We start from the raw sequence: 14,031 nt of genomic DNA, 5'->3' as shown, positions 1-14,031 counted from the left end.
CTTCCCGGGGAGGTTCCACCTTTTTCTGATCCCGGCACCCCAGGGTCCCGGCAAGGATCAGTATCAGCACCAGATAAGGTACGATGCCGGACAACACCCTGAACGCTTCATAAACGGCCTTATTTTTCCAGTACAGGCAAAACCGGCCAGGTCTTTGTCCATGACGGTTAATCAGTGTCATTTTCCGGACTCCTTTCCTTCATCCGCTTAAGGGTTAGAACAGGTTCAGGCACAGGGTCACAATCCGGCAAGGCAACACTGGAGACGCCTAAATTTTCAAATTTACGGGCCGAGGCCAGCACCCTTGTTTCCATGGCGCCCAGGGTGCGGTTAAAGGTGGCGGCGGTGCGCTCGATATCCGTCCCCAGCCGGTTCATATGACCAGCCATGGTGGACAACCGCTCAAAAAGTTCCATACCCAGTTCCCGGATGGCCCGGGAATTTTCATAACCTGCCTGCTGCAGCCACACATAGGACACGGTTTTAAGCAGGGCGATCAGCGTGGTAGGCGTGGCCAGAATCACGCCGTGGGCCACCCCTTTTTCGATAAGATCAGGCCGGGCCGCAAGGGCGGCCGAAAAAAAATTTTCCCCGGGGATAAACAGGACCACAAACTCAGGGCTTGGGCTGAAGGCGGCAGCATAATTTTTTGATCCCAGCTGGACAATATGGGCCATGACCTGGCGGGCATGATCATCAAGCCTTTCTTTCTGGGCCTGCTCATCTGTTGTTTCCAGGGCATCCAGGTACGCCATGAGCGGCACCTTGGCATCCACCACCACCCGGCGGTTGCCGGGAAGCTGCACCACCATGTCCGGGCGAAGCGCGCCTTTGCCGGCCCCGTACACACCCTGTTCAATAAAGTCGCAATGCTCGGCCATACCGGCCAGTTCCACGGCCCGTTTCAGGGTCACTTCCCCCCATCTGCCCCGGACATGGGGGACCCGCAGGGCCTTGACCAGGTTATCTGTTTCTCTGGCCAGCTGGTGCTGGGTTTTGGCCATATCCGACAAATACTGGCTGATGGCGCCAAAGGCCTGGCTTCTGTCCTTTTCCATGGTCCCAAGCCGCTGTTCATACCGGTCCAGCATCCGGTGTACCGGGTCAACGGCCCGGGTAAAGGCATCCTCTTTGACCTTGAAATCCTGGTGGGCTTCCCGGACATACCCGCTGAAATGGGACTGGGCCATGTCCACAAACTGCCGGGAATTCTCATAAAGCGCCTTGTCGGACAACGCCTTGAACCGGCCTGAAAAAAAATGCATGAATAGGTGAACAAGGACCAGGGCCGTTACCAGGCCAAGCACAAACCCGGCCCCTAAAAAGGCCAGGTTGCCCGTGCTGACGCTCATGTGGGCAACATCAATCATACAGATAGTCCAGGAGCCGTGTACGTGCCGCTTTTGCCGCCGGATTTAAAGGCCAGATGAATATTGGATATTTCCATGCCCTTGTCATGGGCCTTGCACATGTCATAGATGGTCAGGGCCGCAATACTGACCGCTGTCATAGCCTCCATCTCCACCCCTGTTTTTCCGGTCAAAGACACTTCCGCCTCAATATGGATACAACTGTTTTTTTTATCGTTAAAAAAATCCACCCGGGCATGGGTGATGCTCAGCGGATGGCACATGGGAATCAGGGACCCGGTCTGCTTGGCCGCCATGATCCCTGCAATGCGGGCCGTTTCCAGCACATTCCCCTTTTTCACCGTTTCATCGCCAATGGCTGCCAGGGTATCCGGGGACATGAAAACCGTCCCCTTTGCCACGGCCACACGTTTTGAGGAACGCTTTTCCCCCACATCCACCATCCTCACACGGCCCTGGCCGTCAACATGGGTAAATTCGCTCACATCAACTTCCTTTAACCATCCGGCCGGTTCAGGCAAACACCTGGGTTTTGGCCGTGGCTTCTGTTTTTATCCGGTCCAGGGCATAAGTTAAGGCATCTATCACATGTTCCCGGATATCGCCTGCCACGGCCAGAAACATCACATCATCGCCCACCACCAGCGGCGTATCCGAATTGATATGCACCAGCACGTCCACAATACCGGGCATGGCCCGGGTCCGGCCTAAAATCCGGCCCAGTTTTTCCTGGTCCACGGTGACGGTCAGGCTCCTGACAGGCCGGCCAGCCCGGGAACGGTCCCGGACCACCCCGTTATGGTAAAGCACCATCCCGGCTTTGGAAAACTCCGGGTGATTTTTTATCTGGTTTATCATTGCAGGCAAATCCATGGGCACTCCTTATATGCCGCCTTTTTGCTCCCGGCCCCGGCAGACCATCCCCCGGGCGGTTTCAAGGTCAGCCGGGGTGTTCACATTAAACTTGAAACGTAATTCCGGGTCCAGGGCTTCAAGGGTTTGGGGCGGAATCTGCCTGATTCTTTCGGGCTTGAAAATTTTTTTGATCATAAATACCTTTTTTTCAAGATTGGTCTCAATTCTTGGCAGACAGGATTTATGGTACAGGGCAGACAAGGGTTCAAGCCCCTCCCGGGTCCGGGGTATGATAACCTGTTTACCCGGGATTCTTTGGGCCAGAAGGTGGCGGATGATCGTCTCACTGACAAAAGGAATGTCACAGGCCGTTACATAGCTCCAGTCAAAGGAGGCATGGAACAGGCCTGCATGAAGCCCTGCCAAAGCGCAGCGGGACGGATCAATATCCGTTACAACCAGGGCGTTAATATCCAAAAAGAGTGCCGGTTCATTGACCACCAGCATCACTTCCTTAAACATCATGGAAAACAGGGTATGAATCCGGGCCAGCATGGTCTTTTCCCCAACCCTGTGAAATGTTTTGTTTATGCCGGGGAACCTGCTGTTGCGGCCGCCGGCCAGAATCACGCCCGTGCAGTCTATTTTTTCCAATGCCTTTAATTCTTTCTGCTTTACTGTTTTCTAATGGGTATGTCCCTTTTCCGGAATTTGATGCTGCTGCTGCCCTTCATGCATTTGTTGATTATATGAACCCGGATAAGAAATCAAGGTGTTGCCGTGCTAAAAAAAAGATGATAGAAAAAACTTTCAGGCCATACCCGAACACGTAAAAAGGCATATCATGACAAAAAAAAAGAGCATTCTCAATGATCAGGATTATAAACGGATCATCACCCGCATTGCCTACGAAATCATTGAAAAACATAAAGGGGTAAAAAACCTGGCCTTGGTGGGCATCCAGACCCGGGGGGATTTTCTTGCCAAACGCCTGGCCGAGCAGATCGCCGCCATTGAAGGCACGCAGCTGCCCGTGGGGTCCATGGATATCAACATGTACCGGGACGACTGGACAAAAATCAGCCACCAGCCCACGGTAAGGCCGTCGAACATCCCCTTTTCCGTGGATGATAAAGAGATTATTTTAGTGGATGACGTGCTTTTCACCGGCCGGACCATCCGGGCCGCCATGGAGGCGTTGATGGATTTTGGCAGGCCCGCCCGCATTGAGCTTGCCATCCTGGTGGACAGGGGTCACAGGGAACTGCCCATCCAGGCAGATTACCAGGGTATTTTTGCGGATACGGAACCCAACGACATGATCCATGTCCATGTCCTTGAACAGGACAAAGAAGACTGTGTCTACAGGGAACTGCACTAGACTGTCAGCCATAAGCTCCATGCCCCGAATCTGCATTGTTTGCCTATTAACCGGGCACAGACACGTTGCTGCCCTTTGGAAAGAAAGGTTTTCATGAGCATCCGCTCCCATCGGACATCTTTGCCCAGGCATCTCAAAATTGCCATATTGTCCATATCCTCCACCCGGACTTTTGAAAATGACAAAAGTGGCTTATGGATAAAAAAACAGGCCAAAAAAGAGGGGCATGAAGTGGTGATTCACCAGGTGATCCCCGACGATGCAAATGCCATCACAGATGCGCTTGGGAGTATTATCGAGCGGATCAGTCCCCATGCCCTAATCATGACCGGCGGTACCGGCATCAGTCCCAAAGATGTCACCATAGAGGCGGTCCGGCCCCTGTTTGACAAAGAGCTGACAGCCTTTGGGCCGGTATTTGCCCAACTCAGTTTTGAACAGATTGACTCTGCCGCTATTTTGTCCCGGGCCACGGCAGGCTTTATAAAAGGCTCCGCCGTATTCTGCATACCCGGCAGTCTTAACGCCTGCAAACTGGCCTGCACCAATCTGATTTTCCCGGAACTTGGACATTTGATCAAACATGCAAAGGAATAGACAATGAAAGCACTTGACGCGTTATTAAACGACTGGAAAGATAATGACAACCAGACCCGCAAGGCATTTTCCGAACTTGTGGACCACTTAAAATCCCTGGCCGACACCACCCTTGAATTTGTCAGCCGGCCCGGGGTAAGCTACTCCCTTCGCCCCCGGCATGCGGCCCAGGCCAAACGCCCGCTGTTTGCCATGGTGGATGTCATTGATGATGACCCGGATGACCGCTGGCTCTCTGTCTGTTTTTACGGGGAACTGGTCACCGATCCCCAGGAGGCAGGAGACCTTGTGCCCGAAGGACTTCTGGGCGAAGACGGATACTGCTTTGACATGTATGAATATGATGAACAGGAAGTGGCGTACCTGAAAGACCGGCTCACCGAAGCACACAGCAACGCCCCGGAATAATATCAAATCCGGGGGGCACAATACTATTTTTCCTATGAAAAATAGTATTGTGCCCCCCGGATTGTGGGTCCTACACCGAAAAGCGGATATTTAAAATATCCCCGTCCTGGACCACGTAATCCTTGCCTTCCACATAGAATTTGCCGTTCTTTTTCAGCTCTGCTTCAGAGCCAAATTCCATGAGTTCATCATATTTGAACACCTCGGCCCGGATAAACCCGCGCTCAAGGTCTGAATGGATGACCCCTGCGGCTGTGGGCGCCTTGGCTTCTTTTCTCACCAGCCACTGCCGGACCTCGTCTTTGCCCACCGTGAAAAACGAAATCAGGTTCAATGACTTCAGGCAAAGCGCGGTCAATGATTCCAGGGCCGTGGACCGAATCCCCAAGTCCTCAAGAAACTCCTGTTTTTCCGCGGCACTGTCCAGCAGGGCAATTTCCGCCTCCACCTTGGCCGATACCAGCATTGCCTCTATGGCAAGGGCATCGCAACTGTTTTTAAATGCATCCAGAATCCCTGCATTGCCAAGGTCATCTTCGGCCACATTCACCGCGACCACCAGTTTTTTCAACGTAATAAAAGGGTAGGACCGGATCAGTTTATCCTCATCCTCGGATAACTCAAGCAGGCGAAGCGGCAATTCCTGTTCCAAATGGGCCAGCATTTTCTCCATGAGAGCCAGCTCTTTTTTCTGGTCTTCATCCTTGATCTTCTTGATCATGGCAGATAACCGCTCAATGCGCTTTTCCACAAAGATCTGGTCGTGCATCACAAGCTCGGAATTGACCATGTCAAAATCCCGCAGGGCATCCACACTGCCTTCCGCATGGTAGACAGCCTCATCCTCAAAAGCCCGGACCACATGGCAAACTGCATCCATGTCAGATATATCTTTAAATATATCCCCTTTGGAAATGGTCTCAGCCTCCATTTTGGGCAAAAGCACCAGATCAAGACGCGCCTTGACCTCTTTTTTGGGAGCATACATCTCCACTAGGCGGTCAAATCTGGAATCCAAAATGTCAGCGGTTCCCGGCACCGGCTTAAATGCCTTGGCCGGATCCGTAATCTCATTTCCGGTCAAAATCTGAAACAATGTTTTCTTCCCGGTCTGGGGAAGTCCGATAATGCCTAGCTTCATCTTTTATGTTTATCCTCTTTTTAAATTTTAAAGCGTCATATTTAATGTTTCAAAGACCTGTGCCGGCATCACCCTTTTTTTTACGGGATCATGTTCCACGCGGGCAGCCACATGGACAGCGTCATGGGGAAAGACCAGCAGGGCATCTTCGGCAACAGCCCGGTCCAGCATAAGTTTTTTCTCGTCCACCAGCTTTTCGGCAAACCGGTCATATCCCATGGTAATGGGCAGATTTACCCAGGGCAGTCCCGGGGTAAGATCGCCGGTAAAAACAACCGTACCGCCCCGGGCCTGAATCCAGGAAACCAGCATACCCGGTGTGTGCCCCTGGCTTTGGAAAAATTCAATGGACAGTCCGCCCACATTCAGACGATCCCCGCCCCGCTTGAGCACCAGGCGTCCTGTGGCCTGCAGCTTTTCACAAAGCCCTGGAATAAATGAGGCCCGGTCACGGTAATGGGGGGATTTGGCGCGCCTGAAATTTTCCTCTCCCACCACAAAAAAGGCCTTGGGGAAAAGCAGGTCCGGCTCCCGGTCCGGTTCCCAGGCACTTAACAGTCCGCCAACATGGTCAAAATGAAGATGGGACAGCACAACATGACTGATGTCTGAATCAGTTAAGCGCTCTTCTGCCAGGGCTTGCAGCAACATATGCGTTTCTTCTTTAACGGCAAAGCGCATTTTCATGTCAGAGGAGAGATATGCGCCGCATCCGGTCTCAAATAATAGATTATGGTGCCCGGTTTTTACCAGCAGACAGTTTGAAGCAATATCGATCATGCCGTTTTCATCTGCCGCTATCCATTTCTGCCACAGGGCTTTAGGCGCATTGCCAAACATGCTGCCGCCGTCCAGCCGCATACTGTTGCCCCGGATAACAATAAATGAGGTTTCCTGCATAACATTCGCTCCCTTTGGGCCGTCAATTCAAGCCAAAGTGATTTTTCGTTTTTCCGGGTCTGGATGGCAGCGGTAAAGGACAGCCACATGGCCGATGGTTCCGGCAATATGGCATTTAAGCTGGGCTGTAATCTCGTCAAGGAGGACGGATTTTACGTCCTTTTCCTTGTGATCAATAAATTTTATTTTAATCAGTTCAGATGCGTTCAGGGCGTTGTCCATCTCCTGGGTCAGTGCTGCTGTCACGCCCTTTGCCCCCACAAAAGCCGAAGGATTTAAGTTATGGGCAAGGCCCCTTAGATATTTGCGCTGGGCGCCGGTAAGTTGTGTCACGTTAGGTCCTTAAATTTAAAGTTCATCTTTCAGGTCCGGCATATTATCATAAACCGGGGAATATGTCAGGAAGGCATCACAGAAGACCCGAGAGGTCAAAGCTGTCGGATTTGCTCAATGTAAGAATGAACCGCTTGAGCAATTCCTTGTCAAAACAATGGGCCATGCCCTGGTCCCGCAATTTCACCCTGGCTTCCACCCGTTTCGCCGCCTCTTCTTCAACCATCTGCCGTTCCCGTAAACGCCGCAGTTTAAGGTCATAATCATCTCGTACAATAGCCGTCACCGGGGGCCGGGTATTCTTAACCGCTTCAGCTTCAAAAAGCTTCAATGTATCCAGGTACGGATTCTTACCGGCCATAATTTTCAACGCCTCAACCGGGGTTTTTCCTTTTTTATAAGGCCGTTCCGAAGTCAATGCGTCAAACACATCGGCAATATGGCAGATTTTGGCGGACAGGGGGATCTCATCACCGGTCAAACCACAGGGATAGCCGCTGCCGTCTTCATTTTCATGATGATACAAAATGGCCTGGACCGTGTCATTGGGCAGTTTTTTTTCAAACAGCAGGGCCGCACCAAAGGCGGGGTGAGACTGCATCAGGACATATTCAAGATTATCCAGATGCCCGGGTTTGTGGATCACATTTTCAGGAATTTTCACCTTGCCCAGATCATGGAGACAGCCGGCTACAGTCGCCTGAAGAAGAAGCTCTTTTAACCGTTCCCTGCCGGGATTGCCGAAAAAATCCTGGTTGGCCTTTATGAAAACAGCAGATAGCCATCCTACTTTAATCGAATGGATGTGGGTATCATAATCATGCCCGATCATGGTGGCGATGCCGTTTAAGGATTCTATGCTGGACAGAAAATCAAGGGCCCGGGACACAAGTTTTTCAAGATTCTTTACTGTTTCACTGATTTTAGCCTGGGGCACAAAAGGGGCGGCAAAGGTCTCTTTGATTGCATCCGTGGACAGACTGACCAGAATCGCGGTTTTCTTCTCCACAGAGATGGACTCGTGGTTGAGGATAAACTTAAGGTTATCCTTCACATACTCTTTATATTCCCGAATTTCATTTTTATGAATATAAACCGTATCCCAGTTTTCAAGCATGGCTTTAAGGCGCGCGATGTCAACCGATCCAGTGTCCACGAGCAGACACCGGAACCTGTAAACACCATTTTTGGAAGCATATCGTTCAAACAGCGAAAAATCTGTCAGAGAAGCCGGATTTATAGATAAAGGATCAACGGCAAAAAATGCGCTGCCGTCATTAAAATATTCCGGTGCCAGACCCATACTGTTTGCTCCTTTTCATGTTACTATCCTAATTTTCCTGCCGTTTGCAGACATGCGCCCATCTTCAATCCTGATCTGCTTGCCTTGTCGCCTTGAATCAATTCCAGATTTCTGATTATAGATGCAGTTTTGTTAAAAACTGCAAAAATTATAAAATAATTACCAGACATCATTTCTTATGTAAAGCACAATGCCGCGCCGGACATCGGGCCGCCCGGAACCTAAATTTAATGCTTGACTTGCCCAAAAAACGCGCTTATACAATTTGCTAAAGTCATAAAAAAAGGAAAAGCTCATGACCACCCGCAAAACAGGCAACTATTATTTTTATTTCTGGTATTATTTTTATACCGGCCTGCCTGTATTGCGCTAAATAGATCATTTTTTTAAAGCCGCAGGCAGACACCGCCTGGGGCTTTTTTATTTAAAGTTTCAGGCGACAAGTGCCCGCGAAAGGAATCGCCATGAAACTGATTAACGATGTAAATGTAGAGTCATTTCTCACCCTGACCTCCCCGGAAGTCATACGAACAGAACTGCCCGTACCCGACAAAACAGCGGACAACGTGCTTGCCGGCCGCCAGGAAATCCAGGACATCCTGACCGGAGCGGACAAGCGGCTCATGGTCATTGCAGGCCCCTGCTCCATACACGACATGGATGCGGCCATGGTGTATGCCCAGAAGATGAAGGCCCTGCGCGAAGAGGTAAAAGATAAACTCAGCCTGATTATGCGGGTCTATTTTGAAAAACCCAGAACCACCGTGGGCTGGAAAGGGCTGATCAATGATCCGTTTCTGGATTCATCCTATAATATGGAACAAGGGCTTCGAAGGGCCAGGGCCCTGCTGATCGACATCAATGCCCTGGGCCTGCCTGCGGCCACGGAAATTTTGGATCCCATCACGCCCCAGTACATTGCCGACCTGTTGAGCTGGGTGGCCATTGGCGCACGCACCACAGAGTCCCAGACCCACCGGCAAATGGCCTCGGGACTGTCCATGCCCGTGGGATTCAAAAACGGCACTGACGGCAGCCTGACGCCCGCTGTCAATGCGACCCAGGCCGCAAAAACCCCCCAGCATTTTCTGGGCATTGACCCGGATGGCAAAACAGCAATTGTCTCCACCCGGGGCAACCGCTTTGGCCACATTGTCCTGCGCGGCGGGACCACACCAAACTACGATCCCGTGTCCGTGGGAAAAGCCCAGGCCCGGCTCAGGGAAAGGGGCCTTTTAGATGCGGTGATCATTGACTGTTCCCATGATAACTCCGGCCAGAAATACACAGGCCAGTCCTTTGTATTTAAAAGCGCCGTGGATCAAAGACTTGAGGGCAATGACAGGATTGTGGGCCTGATGCTGGAAAGCAATCTTTATGAAGGCAATCAGAAATGCAAATGCAACGGGGATGCAGACAGCCTTAAATACGGGGTATCCATCACCGATGAATGTATCTCATGGGAAACCACAGAAGAGCTTATCCATTGCGCATTTGATAAGTTGACCTGAATTTAAGCTGAACCACGGAAAGCGCGGAAGAACACGGAAATGCGTTCTAACTTTCAGTGCTTTTCGTGTCTTCCGTGGTTTTATAAATCAACTGCACCAGTCCCGGAAATTTCATTTTTGCGCCCATATTGTCGCATCTGCAGTACATGGTCGCCTTTATGCGACCGCCCCCTGACCATCTTTTTTTACAATCCCCTTGCCAAAGATAGAATACGCCTTATTTTTCAATTCATTGCATATAAGTTCAGTATTAACCATGTGATGGCACACGCCTTGCTACCCTGTATCCCGAAGATTCCGGGACCAAGGATCTTGGCAATTTGAATTCAACGAGACAGGAGATATATAAAATGAAGCAGGCGGTATTTGTAAGCAGGGACAACGCTCAGTTTAAGGGACTTGAACAGATGCTGGGCCAGCACAGCATTGACATAAAATGGTGCGCAACCGGCAAAGCACTTTTATCCCTGATTGCCAATACCCCCAAAGGGCAGTGGATTGATCTGGTAATTATGGAAGAAAATCTGCCGGACATGAATGCCAAAGCCCTGGTTCAGGCCGTCACCACCCAAAGCCCCATGACCAATTGTGCAATTACCGGCACCATGGACAAAAAGCAGTTCCATGATGTTTATGAAGGATACGGCATACTGATGCAGCTGTCTGTGCAACCGGGACAGGATGATGCCCGGAACCTGGAAGACCAATTGAAAAAAATCAGGTTGCTGGGGTGATGGTAAATGACCTTACGGCAAGGAGATAAAATTATATGATTATCAGCATAGCAAGCGGAAAGGGCGGCACAGGCAAGACCACTGTGGCCACCAATCTTTGTGCAAGTCTTGATGCCGACCTGATGCTCTTAGACTGTGACGTGGAAGAACCCAATGCCCATCTTTTCCTGAACCCTCACATCACCGAAGAAAAAAAGGTCAATGCCCCTGTGCCCAAAGTGGACCTGAGTCTTTGCACCCATTGCAAAAAATGCATGGAAATCTGCCGGTATGGCGCCATTGCCGTGGCCGGGAAAACAGTGGTGACCTTTCCGGAGCTTTGCCACTCCTGCGGCGGCTGCATGGTTGTCTGCCCGGAAAAAGCCATCACCGAAACAGACCGGTTCATCGGCACGGTGGAGACCGGCAGCTTGGGTCTGCCCGAGGGCGCCTCATTCGGCCAGGGGCTTCTGGACATCGGCCAGGTCATGGCCCCACCGGTCATCAGACAGGTGCGGCAGCTTGAAGGCAAAAAAAAGCTGACCATTATAGATGCCCCGCCAGGCACCTCCTGTCCCGTGATTGCGGCCATGAAAGGAACGGATTTTGTGCTGCTGGTCACAGAACCCACGCCCTTTGGCCTGCATGACCTGACCCTGGCCGTGGAAGCGGTCAAACTGTTAGACATCCCCTGCGGTCTTGTGATCAACCGGGCAGGCCTTGGCAATGATGGTGTTAACAATTATGCCAAAAAGGAAAATATCCCCATTTTGCTGGAAATTCCCTTTGACAAGCGCATTGCTTCAGCCTATTCAAAGGGCGAACTGCTTGTCCGGGCATTGCCTGAATACAAGGAAATATTTAAAGGTTTGTACACATCCATTGAAGCACTCGTGAACCGGAAAGGGGCTGCCTGATGAAAGAACTTGTTATTTTAAGCGGCAAAGGCGGAACCGGGAAAACCAGTTTAACATCAGCATTTGCAAGCCTTGCCGGAAATATGATGCTGTGTGACGCGGATGTGGATGCAGCAGACCTGCACCTGATTATGAACCCTGACATCCGTGAAACCCATGATTTTGCAGGCGGTTATGAGGCCCAGATCATCCCTGACGCCTGCACCGGCTGCGGGCAGTGCATGGAACTTTGCAGATTTGACGCTGTCAAACCGGTTCAAGACGCAGGAATATTTCATATTAACGGCCTTGACTGCGAAGGGTGCGGGGTCTGCGCTGATCTTTGTCCTGAATCTGCCATTACATTTGAGGAAAAAATCTGCGGCCAGTGGTTTGCTTCGGGAACCCGGTTCGGGGACATGATCCATGCCCGCCTGGGCATTGCAGAAGAGAATTCAGGCCGGTTAGTGGCCCTGGTCAGGGACGAGGCCAGGAAACGGGTATTGGCAGCCCGCATTGATATTTTGCTCACAGACGGCCCTCCGGGTATCGGGTGTCCGGTTATTGCCTCCATCGGGCAGGCCAACGCAGTTCTTATTGTTACAGAGCCCACGGTTTCAGGCATCCATGATATGGAACGTGTGGCCCAGCTGGCAGCCCATTTTAAAATCCCGGCCATGGTCTGCATCAACAAATATGATTTAAACCCGGACCAGGCCCGAGCCATTGAAGCCATTGCCGAAAAAAGAAACATGGCATATGTGGGGAAAATCCCCTTTGATCCGGCATTCACAAAAGCCATGATCCAGTGCAAAACCATCATGGAAACCCATGGAGACAGCCCTGCCGCAACACAAATCAGACAGATCTGGAACCGGGTCATGGCGCACCCGGCCATGAAGATGGACAGACTGTGCTGACCATGACAAAATCCAAAAAGACATTTTTCTTTTAAAATTCAATAGACACCAATAAAGGAGTAAGTAAAACTTATGGAAAACGGTAGAATTGCAATCCCATCCAACGGGGAAGGCGGACTTTCCGGCACCCGTGCAGGCCATTTCGGACATTGTGACGTATTCACCTTTGTGGATATCAAGGACGGAAAAATTGAAAAGGTATCCACCATTGCCAACCAGGAGCATGCCCAGGGCGGATGCATGGTGCCTGTAAATCTTCTGGCCGAGCACCGCGTCAATGCCCTGATCGTGGGTGGCATCGGCATGCGGCCGCTCATGGGATTCCGCCAGGTGGGCATTGATGTCTATCATGATGATCAGCGCGCGGACATTGAGCCTGTGGTCATGGACCTGATTGAAGGTAAACTTGCGCAGATTTCAAATGATCAGGTCTGTGGCGGCGGTGGCGGCCCAAAATAGTGCCCATCCCCAATTTATTTCTGGACGGACACGTTTTAACACTTTTTACAGCCAGGATAAAAAAATGAAAATAGCGATCACATCAACGGGTAAAGACCTTGATGCCCAGGTAGATCCCAGATTCGGCAGAGCTGCCTACATCATTGTGGTGGACACAGACACCCTGGATTTTGAGATCATTGACAACTCTGAAAATAAAAATGCATTTAAAGGCGCCGGCATTACAGCGGCCTCGGCGGTCTGCGACAAGGGTGCCCAGGTGCTGATCACAGGGTTCTGCGGTCCCAATGCGTTCAAAACCCTTGACAGCGCAGGCGTAAAAGTAGCCAATGACGCCACAGGCACCGTCAGAAGTACCGTTGAAGACTATAAAGCCGGTAAATTCACATTTTCCGACAGCGCCAATGCCGAGGGACACTGGTAAAATATAATATGGCGCGCACCCTGTTTTGGTGGCATCTTTTTACCCCTATCTTACCCCCGTCTCATTTAAGAAGGTGTCACCAGCACAGGGTGTGCGTTCAAACACGATTTACAACATTAAAGGAGGCGTTATGCCTTTATATGACTTTCATTGTCCGGAATGCAACCGGATCGTTGAACTGCTCATGACCAGCCGGGATGACCAGGCAGTCTGTCCCGGGTGCGGCTCTACCCGCCTTGAAAAACTCATGGCAGCCCACTCAAGCCTTTCGGGCAAGTCCGGCAGTTCCCTGCCCGGCCCCAATGACACCGCCTGCTGCGGTTTCAGGCCCGGGGAGAACAGCGGGTGTGCCGGTCCCGGTTCCTGCTGCGGCAGAACCTTCTAACACAGCAGCGGCCGGTTTATTGCCGGATAAATTCCATTGGCCCCAAAGCGTCACGCCCCGGGGCCGGAAAAATTTCAATCCCTTGCCAACAGATCCCCATAAAAAAACCATAGCCTTTGAAAAACGGATCAAACGCCGTATTTCCGGAAGATCCCATGTTTTTTTTGCTGTATACCCGCCGGGCCTTGGCGGCATTTGCGAAAAAGAAGTGGCCCAGGTCTCCCAGAAAGCCGGGGAAATATTCTCAGATAACCACAAGATCTGTGATATCAAGGTGCTTCCCGGGGGGATTGAATTCACAACCAGGTTGAAAACCGCCTGTCTGGCCAATATGCTCATGGGATCGGCCACCCGGATGCTCATGCGCATTGCATCGTTCAAGGCAGATGGATTCAACCGGCTTGAAGAGCAGGTTAAAGCCATTGACTGGGAATT

The 14,031-nt window shown here is 51.2% G+C and carries 20 protein-coding genes; 11 read left to right on the top strand and 9 right to left on the bottom strand.

The annotated features are described in order from the left end of the window. The 5 genes from AB7U36_RS05635 to mobA form a co-directional block, all read right to left on the bottom strand. The coding region (locus tag AB7U36_RS05635; protein WP_428158814.1) for a hypothetical protein at positions 1-181 on the bottom strand (181 nt) is incomplete at its 3' end. Beyond that, positions 168-1,370: a DNA recombination protein RmuC gene (locus tag AB7U36_RS05630; RefSeq protein WP_428158813.1), complete on the bottom strand. Its 1,203-nt coding sequence runs from the start codon at positions 1,368-1,370 to the stop codon at positions 168-170. The genes AB7U36_RS05635 and AB7U36_RS05630, both read right to left, overlap by 14 nt. After that, positions 1,367-1,855, bottom strand: a complete 489-nt coding sequence (moaC, locus tag AB7U36_RS05625) for a cyclic pyranopterin monophosphate synthase MoaC (RefSeq protein WP_428158822.1) — start codon at positions 1,853-1,855, stop codon at positions 1,367-1,369. The genes AB7U36_RS05630 and moaC overlap by 4 nt, the downstream gene beginning before the upstream one ends. 28 nt (positions 1,856-1,883) lie before the next feature. Next, the gene (locus tag AB7U36_RS05620; protein WP_428158812.1) at positions 1,884-2,243 is read right to left on the bottom strand and encodes a molybdenum cofactor biosynthesis protein MoaE; all 360 of its coding nucleotides are present in this window, start codon (positions 2,241-2,243) and stop codon (positions 1,884-1,886) included. Positions 2,244-2,252: 9 nt separating this feature from the next. After that, positions 2,253-2,879 (bottom strand): molybdenum cofactor guanylyltransferase, encoded by a 627-nt coding sequence (gene mobA, locus AB7U36_RS05615; protein WP_428158811.1) that lies wholly within the window; start codon positions 2,877-2,879, stop codon positions 2,253-2,255. Between the two features lie 190 nt (positions 2,880-3,069). On the opposite strand from mobA, the gene pyrR reads away from it, so the two are divergent. The 3 genes from pyrR to AB7U36_RS05600 all read left to right on the top strand — a co-directional run bounded on the left by pyrR (position 3,070) and on the right by AB7U36_RS05600 (position 4,611). Further along, the gene (gene pyrR / locus AB7U36_RS05610) at positions 3,070-3,606 is read left to right on the top strand and encodes a bifunctional pyr operon transcriptional regulator/uracil phosphoribosyltransferase PyrR (RefSeq protein ID WP_035237904.1); all 537 of its coding nucleotides are present in this window, start codon (positions 3,070-3,072) and stop codon (positions 3,604-3,606) included. A gap of 93 nt (positions 3,607-3,699) precedes the next feature. Further along, the gene (locus AB7U36_RS05605; RefSeq protein WP_428158810.1) at positions 3,700-4,203 is read left to right on the top strand and encodes a MogA/MoaB family molybdenum cofactor biosynthesis protein; all 504 of its coding nucleotides are present in this window, start codon (positions 3,700-3,702) and stop codon (positions 4,201-4,203) included. Positions 4,204-4,206: 3 nt separating this feature from the next. Continuing rightward, a complete protein-coding gene (locus tag AB7U36_RS05600; RefSeq protein ID WP_428158809.1) occupies positions 4,207-4,611 on the top strand; it encodes a hypothetical protein in 405 nt (134 codons plus the stop codon). 70 nt (positions 4,612-4,681) lie between these two features. On the opposite strand, the gene ychF is transcribed toward AB7U36_RS05600, so the two are convergent. The 4 genes from ychF to AB7U36_RS05580 all read right to left on the bottom strand — a co-directional run bounded on the left by ychF (position 4,682) and on the right by AB7U36_RS05580 (position 8,288). Continuing rightward, on the bottom strand, positions 4,682-5,752 hold the full coding sequence (ychF, locus tag AB7U36_RS05595; RefSeq protein WP_428158808.1) for a redox-regulated ATPase YchF: 1,071 nt from the start codon (positions 5,750-5,752) through the stop codon (positions 4,682-4,684). Positions 5,753-5,779: 27 nt separating this feature from the next. Beyond that, positions 5,780-6,652, bottom strand: coding sequence for an MBL fold metallo-hydrolase (locus tag AB7U36_RS05590; RefSeq protein WP_428158807.1), 873 nt, complete (start codon positions 6,650-6,652; stop codon positions 5,780-5,782). A 27-nt stretch (positions 6,653-6,679) separates the two neighbouring features. Beyond that, the gene (locus AB7U36_RS05585) at positions 6,680-6,985 is read right to left on the bottom strand and encodes a YhbY family RNA-binding protein (RefSeq protein WP_428158806.1); all 306 of its coding nucleotides are present in this window, start codon (positions 6,983-6,985) and stop codon (positions 6,680-6,682) included. 76 nt (positions 6,986-7,061) lie between these two features. Then, positions 7,062-8,288 carry an HD-GYP domain-containing protein gene (locus tag AB7U36_RS05580; protein ID WP_428158805.1) on the bottom strand — a complete coding sequence of 409 codons (1,227 nt, stop codon included), beginning with the start codon at positions 8,286-8,288 and terminating at the stop codon, positions 7,062-7,064. A gap of 464 nt (positions 8,289-8,752) precedes the next feature. Between AB7U36_RS05580 and AB7U36_RS05575 the strand changes: the two genes are divergently transcribed. The 8 genes from AB7U36_RS05575 to AB7U36_RS05540 form a co-directional block, all read left to right on the top strand. After that, a complete protein-coding gene (locus AB7U36_RS05575) occupies positions 8,753-9,799 on the top strand; it encodes a 3-deoxy-7-phosphoheptulonate synthase (RefSeq protein WP_428158804.1) in 1,047 nt (348 codons plus the stop codon). 350 nt (positions 9,800-10,149) lie between these two features. After that, positions 10,150-10,533, top strand: a complete 384-nt coding sequence (locus AB7U36_RS05570) for a hypothetical protein (RefSeq protein WP_428158803.1) — start codon at positions 10,150-10,152, stop codon at positions 10,531-10,533. A gap of 35 nt (positions 10,534-10,568) precedes the next feature. Continuing rightward, the gene (locus AB7U36_RS05565) at positions 10,569-11,429 is read left to right on the top strand and encodes a P-loop NTPase (protein ID WP_428158802.1); all 861 of its coding nucleotides are present in this window, start codon (positions 10,569-10,571) and stop codon (positions 11,427-11,429) included. After that, a complete protein-coding gene (locus AB7U36_RS05560) occupies positions 11,429-12,328 on the top strand; it encodes an ATP-binding protein (RefSeq protein WP_428158801.1) in 900 nt (299 codons plus the stop codon). The genes AB7U36_RS05565 and AB7U36_RS05560 overlap by 1 nt, the downstream gene beginning before the upstream one ends. A gap of 72 nt (positions 12,329-12,400) precedes the next feature. Next, positions 12,401-12,787: a NifB/NifX family molybdenum-iron cluster-binding protein gene (locus AB7U36_RS05555; protein WP_428158800.1), complete on the top strand. Its 387-nt coding sequence runs from the start codon at positions 12,401-12,403 to the stop codon at positions 12,785-12,787. A gap of 64 nt (positions 12,788-12,851) precedes the next feature. Beyond that, positions 12,852-13,211, top strand: a complete 360-nt coding sequence (locus tag AB7U36_RS05550) for a NifB/NifX family molybdenum-iron cluster-binding protein (RefSeq protein WP_428158799.1) — start codon at positions 12,852-12,854, stop codon at positions 13,209-13,211. A 130-nt stretch (positions 13,212-13,341) separates the two neighbouring features. Further along, the gene (locus tag AB7U36_RS05545) at positions 13,342-13,596 is read left to right on the top strand and encodes an FmdB family zinc ribbon protein (protein ID WP_428158798.1); all 255 of its coding nucleotides are present in this window, start codon (positions 13,342-13,344) and stop codon (positions 13,594-13,596) included. Positions 13,597-13,615: 19 nt separating this feature from the next. Next, positions 13,616-14,031, top strand: a 416-nt coding sequence (locus AB7U36_RS05540) for a THUMP domain-containing protein (protein ID WP_428158797.1), incomplete at its 3' end; no start/stop codon positions are given.

The organism is Desulfobacter sp., assembly GCF_050177295.1.
Note: the sequence above shows the minus strand (reverse complement) of the source record. Positions and strands in the feature narration are given on the sequence as shown.

Bases quoted from the DNA above. Each gene is read 5' to 3' on its own strand.
- AB7U36_RS05565 (WP_428158802.1), top strand. From the start codon at position 10,569: ATGATTATCAGCATAGCAAGCGGAAAGGGCGGCACAGGCAAGACCACT.
- AB7U36_RS05580 (WP_428158805.1), bottom strand. From the start codon at position 8,288: ATGGGTCTGGCACCGGAATATTTTAATGACGGCAGCGCATTTTTTGCC.
- AB7U36_RS05570 (WP_428158803.1), top strand. From the start codon at position 10,150: ATGAAGCAGGCGGTATTTGTAAGCAGGGACAACGCTCAGTTTAAGGGA.
- AB7U36_RS05560 (WP_428158801.1), top strand. From the start codon at position 11,429: ATGAAAGAACTTGTTATTTTAAGCGGCAAAGGCGGAACCGGGAAAACC.
- AB7U36_RS05590 (WP_428158807.1), bottom strand. From the start codon at position 6,652: ATGCAGGAAACCTCATTTATTGTTATCCGGGGCAACAGTATGCGGCTG.
- AB7U36_RS05575 (WP_428158804.1), top strand. From the start codon at position 8,753: ATGAAACTGATTAACGATGTAAATGTAGAGTCATTTCTCACCCTGACC.
- AB7U36_RS05630 (WP_428158813.1), bottom strand. From the start codon at position 1,370: ATGATTGATGTTGCCCACATGAGCGTCAGCACGGGCAACCTGGCCTTT.
- AB7U36_RS05620 (WP_428158812.1), bottom strand. From the start codon at position 2,243: ATGGATTTGCCTGCAATGATAAACCAGATAAAAAATCACCCGGAGTTT.
- pyrR (WP_035237904.1), top strand. From the start codon at position 3,070: ATGACAAAAAAAAAGAGCATTCTCAATGATCAGGATTATAAACGGATC.
- AB7U36_RS05600 (WP_428158809.1), top strand. From the start codon at position 4,207: ATGAAAGCACTTGACGCGTTATTAAACGACTGGAAAGATAATGACAAC.
- AB7U36_RS05605 (WP_428158810.1), top strand. From the start codon at position 3,700: ATGAGCATCCGCTCCCATCGGACATCTTTGCCCAGGCATCTCAAAATT.
- AB7U36_RS05555 (WP_428158800.1), top strand. From the start codon at position 12,401: ATGGAAAACGGTAGAATTGCAATCCCATCCAACGGGGAAGGCGGACTT.
- AB7U36_RS05550 (WP_428158799.1), top strand. From the start codon at position 12,852: ATGAAAATAGCGATCACATCAACGGGTAAAGACCTTGATGCCCAGGTA.
- ychF (WP_428158808.1), bottom strand. From the start codon at position 5,752: ATGAAGCTAGGCATTATCGGACTTCCCCAGACCGGGAAGAAAACATTG.
- AB7U36_RS05545 (WP_428158798.1), top strand. From the start codon at position 13,342: ATGCCTTTATATGACTTTCATTGTCCGGAATGCAACCGGATCGTTGAA.